General features: G+C 71.4%; 6 protein-coding genes. 1 reads left to right on the forward strand and 5 read right to left on the reverse strand.

The features are described 5' to 3' along the window. The 5 genes from ROTAS13_RS20835 to rplM all read right to left on the reverse strand — a co-directional run. On the reverse strand, window positions 1-362 hold a 362-nt coding region (locus tag ROTAS13_RS20835), incomplete at its 3' end, for a hypothetical protein (protein ID WP_216348707.1). Beyond that, entirely contained in the window at window positions 359-886 is a 528-nt protein-coding gene (locus ROTAS13_RS20840) for a gamma carbonic anhydrase family protein (RefSeq protein ID WP_075823290.1), read from the reverse strand. The genes ROTAS13_RS20835 and ROTAS13_RS20840, both read right to left, overlap by 4 nt. Next, entirely contained in the window at window positions 883-1839 is a 957-nt protein-coding gene (gene argC, locus ROTAS13_RS20845) for an N-acetyl-gamma-glutamyl-phosphate reductase (protein WP_075823291.1), read from the reverse strand. The genes ROTAS13_RS20840 and argC overlap by 4 nt, the downstream gene beginning before the upstream one ends. 154 nt (window positions 1840-1993) lie before the next feature. Further along, window positions 1994-2509 (reverse strand): 30S ribosomal protein S9, encoded by a 516-nt coding sequence (rpsI, locus tag ROTAS13_RS20850; RefSeq protein ID WP_019462593.1) that lies wholly within the window; start codon window positions 2507-2509, stop codon window positions 1994-1996. A 2-nt stretch (window positions 2510-2511) separates the two neighbouring features. Continuing rightward, window positions 2512-2982 (reverse strand): 50S ribosomal protein L13, encoded by a 471-nt coding sequence (gene rplM / locus ROTAS13_RS20855; protein ID WP_019462592.1) that lies wholly within the window; start codon window positions 2980-2982, stop codon window positions 2512-2514. Window positions 2983-3146: 164 nt separating this feature from the next. Between rplM and ROTAS13_RS20860 the strand changes: the two genes are divergently transcribed. Continuing rightward, window positions 3147-3722, forward strand: a 576-nt coding sequence (locus tag ROTAS13_RS20860) for an extensin family protein (RefSeq protein WP_075823292.1), incomplete at its 3' end; no start/stop codon positions are given.

Raw genomic sequence — 3722 nt, forward strand, 5'->3', positions numbered from 1 at the left:
TCGGCCAGCCCGGCCATCACAACGGTTCCCGGCGCCCCGGGCTGGATGCCGAGCGCGGCGCGGAGGTTGTCGCGGGCCGCCTGCATCGCCGGGATGGTGATGTGGTTGCTGTGCGTGAAGGCCAGGTCGTGCGGCATCGCCGCCGCCAGCCATTCCAGCCGGATCGCGGCGATGGCGGCCTCTGCCGGCCGGCCCGCCACGATGCGCGTGTCGCGGAAGACCGGCATCGCGCCGTAGATCGCGGCGATGGCCGGGTCCTGCCCCGTCGCGGCGATGGGCGGCAGGGCGGGGGCGTTGGCTTCCGTGGCGCAGGCGGCGAGGCCGGCCAGCAACAGGACCGGAAGGAGGCGGGCGCGTCTCATTCCAGGCTGCGGCGGTGTCGCCCGGCCAGCTCCACGTAATGCGGGGCGGTGCGGGCGAAGAGCGCGAGATCCTCCTCCGTCCGCGGCCGGGCCATGCGCGCCGGGGAGCCGAGCCAGAGCTCGTTGCGGCGGATCACCTTGCCCGGCGCGAGCAGGCCGCCCGCGCCGAGCATCCCGCCGGTCTCGATCACCGCGCGGTCCAGCACCGTGGCGCCCATGCCAACGAAGGCGCCGTCCTCCAGCGTGCAGGAATGGATGATGCAGGCATGGCCGATGGTGACGTCGGCGCCGATCCGCGCCGGCTCCCCGGCGTTCAGGTGGACGATGGTGCCGTCCTGGACGTTGGAGCGGGCACCGACGGAGATCGCGGCGGTGTCGCCGCGCAGCACGCAGTGGTACCAGACGCTGGCCCCCTCCCCGATCTCCACGTCGCCGATCACCACGGCGGTGGGGGCGATCCAGGCGGTGGGGTGGATGCGGGGGAGCTTGCCCTCGAAAGGGAGGATGTTTCCCGTCGCGCTCATGCGGCCCGGCCCAGCCGCGCCTCGACATCGAGGCCCAGCATCAGCCCGAGATTCTGCACCGCCGCCCCCGAGGCGCCCTTGCCGAGATTGTCCAGCCGCGCCACCAGCACCGCCTGCCCCCGGGCATCGCTGCCGAAGACCCGCAGCTCCAGGCTGTTGGTGTCGTTCAGGGCCTCGGCCTCCAGCTTGCCATTCGCCTCGGCGGACAGCACGTGGACCCAGGGGGAATCCGCGTAGCGTGCCTCCAGCGCCGCGCGCAGGTCGGCGGGGGACGGCTTGCCCGGCAGCGTGTCGAGGTGCAGCGGGATGGAGACCAGCATGCCCTGCCGGAAATGCCCGACGCTCGGCACGAAGAGCGGCCGGCGCGTCAGGCCGGAATAGCGCTGCAGCTCGGCCACGTGCTTGTGCTCCAGCCCCAGGCCGTAGAGCTCGAAATTCGGCGCCTTGCCGGTCTCGTGCTCGGCGATCATCGCCTTGCCGCCGCCGGAATAGCCGGAGACGGCGTTCACCGTGACCGGGTAGTCCGCCGGGATGAGGCCGGCATCGACCAGCGGGCGCAGCAGCGCGATGCCGCCGGTGGGGTAGCAGCCGGGATTGCTTACGCGCGGGGCCCGTGCCACGGCGGCCGCCTGTTCCGGCGAGAGCTCGGGGAAGCCGTAGACCCAGTCCGGGTCCACCCGGTGGGCGGTGGAGGCGTCGAGGACCTTGGGCGCGTCCGCGCCGAGGGAAGCCGCCATGGCGGCGCTTTCCTTGGCGGCGTCGTCGGGCAGGCAGAGCACGACGGCGTCCACCTCGGCCATCAGGGCGCGCTTGGCCTCCGGGTCCTTGCGGCGCTCCGCCGGCAGGGAGCGCAGCGCGACGCCCGGCAGGTCCTGCAGGCGCTCGACGATCTGCAGCCCCGTGGTGCCGGACTCGCCGTCCACGAAGACGGACGGCAGGGAACCCTTGGCCATGCGGAGAACTCCTCTCGCTCTCGGATGCAGCACGGTGATGACGCAGCCACCGTGCCGGAACAACGGACAAGAACGTGAAAAAGGGCGGCCCCAGCGGGACCGCCCTTTTCCGGAACCGGACATGGCCCGGGCGCCGACCGGCGCCCGCCCCCGGTCAGCGCTTGCTGAACTGGAAGGAACGTCGGGCCTTGGCCTTGCCGTACTTCTTGCGCTCGACCACGCGCGGGTCGCGGGTCAGGAAGCCGGCCTTCTTGAGGATCGGGCGCAGGGCGGGCTCGTAGTGGGTGAGCGCGCGGCTGACGCCGAGGCGCACCGCGCCGGCCTGGCCGGACAGGCCGCCACCGACCACCGTGCAGATCACGTCGAACTGCTGGTAGCGGTCGGACACCAGGAAGGGCTGGGCGATCAGCATCCGCAGCACCGGGCGGGCGAAGTACTTCGCCTGCGCCTTGCCGTTGACCTCGACCACGCCCTTGCCGGGCTTCAGCCAGACGCGGGCGATGGCGTTCTTGCGGCGGCCGGTCGCATAGGCGCGGCCCTGGGCGTCACGCTTCGGCTCGCGGGTCACGGCGGCCGTGCTGCCCTCGGCGGCCGGGGTGCCGGCGACGAGGGTCTTGAGGTCGGCCAGCGAGTTGGTGGTCGTGGCGTTCGTGGACTGGGTATCGCTCACGGTCAGGCCACCTTGTTCTTGCGGTTCAGCGCCGCGATGTCGATCTTCGACGGCGTCTGACCGGCATGCGGGTGTTCGCCACCGGCATAGACATGGAGGTTGCGCATCTGCTGGCGGCCGAGCGGGCCGCGGGTGATCATGCGCTCCACGGCCTTCTCGATCACGCGCTCGGGGAAGCGCCCCTCGAGGCGCTCGCGCACCGTGCGGCCCTTGATGCCGCCGGCATAGCCGGTGTGCCAGTAGAACACGGACTGCTCGGCCTTGGCGCCGGTGACGCGGACCTTGTCGGCATTCACGATCACGACGTGATCGCCGCAATCGACATGCGGGGTGAAGATGGGCTTGTGCTTACCGCGGAGGCGATTGGCGACCAGGGCGGCGAGGCGGCCGAGCACAAGGCCCTCCGCGTCGATCAGCACCCAGTCCTTCTTGACCTCCGCCGGCTTGATCGAGCGGGTCTGCGTCGAGAGCATGGCGATCCAGATGGTTCAGTAGGAGTGGCGCGGCATATCGCCGCCCTGGCCCTGTAAGTCAAGCAGAATCAGGGTTTTTTCGTTGTGGTATTTTCATACCACAAACCCGGCGGCATTTCGTTACCACAAAATCCGCCCCCTTCCCGCTGCCGGAATGTGGGGCCGTGGCCATCTCCATGCGCGTGAAGCGCGCCCTCCTCCTGCTGCTGCTGCCGCTTGCCCTGCTGGGGGCCGCGCTGGCGGGATTCCTGCGCCTGCCGCCGGCCTGGGACCCTTTCGCACCGCTGGACCTGCGCGCGCCGCCCAACCTGCTGGGCCGGTTCAAGCTGGCGCAGATGAAGTGGCAGCCGGACCGCTGCTTCGCCGCCTTCGAGGCTGCCGGCATCCCCGTGCGCCGTGTGGCGGACCAGCCTTCCGGCGAGGGCTGCGAGATCCTGGAGGCGCTGCGGCTGGATTTCGGGCCGCCGATGTCCCCGGCGGCGCCCGTGGCGACCTGCGCGGTGGGTGCCTCCTGGGCCATCTATGTCAACGCCATCCTGCAACCCGCCGCGCGGGAGCATCTGGGGCAGGAGGTGGTGCGCATCCGGCAGCTCGGCACCTATGCCTGCCGCGCCGTGCGCGGCGGCCGGGGAGACGGGGCGAGGCGCAGCCAGCACGCCACCGCCAATGCCCTTGATGTGGCGGGCTTCGTGCTGGCAGACGGGCGCGAGGTGTCGCTGGCCCGCGACTGGGACGATCCC

Source organism: Roseomonas sp. TAS13, assembly GCF_001950415.1.
Classification (GTDB): Bacteria; Pseudomonadota; Alphaproteobacteria; order Acetobacterales; family Acetobacteraceae; genus Roseomonas; species Roseomonas mucosa.

Bases quoted from the DNA above. Each gene is read 5' to 3' on its own strand.
- ROTAS13_RS20840 (WP_075823290.1), bottom strand. From the start codon at position 886: ATGAGCGCGACGGGAAACATCCTCCCTTTCGAGGGCAAGCTCCCCCGC.
- argC (WP_075823291.1), bottom strand. From the start codon at position 1,839: ATGGCCAAGGGTTCCCTGCCGTCCGTCTTCGTGGACGGCGAGTCCGGC.
- rplM (WP_019462592.1), bottom strand. From the start codon at position 2,982: ATGCTCTCGACGCAGACCCGCTCGATCAAGCCGGCGGAGGTCAAGAAG.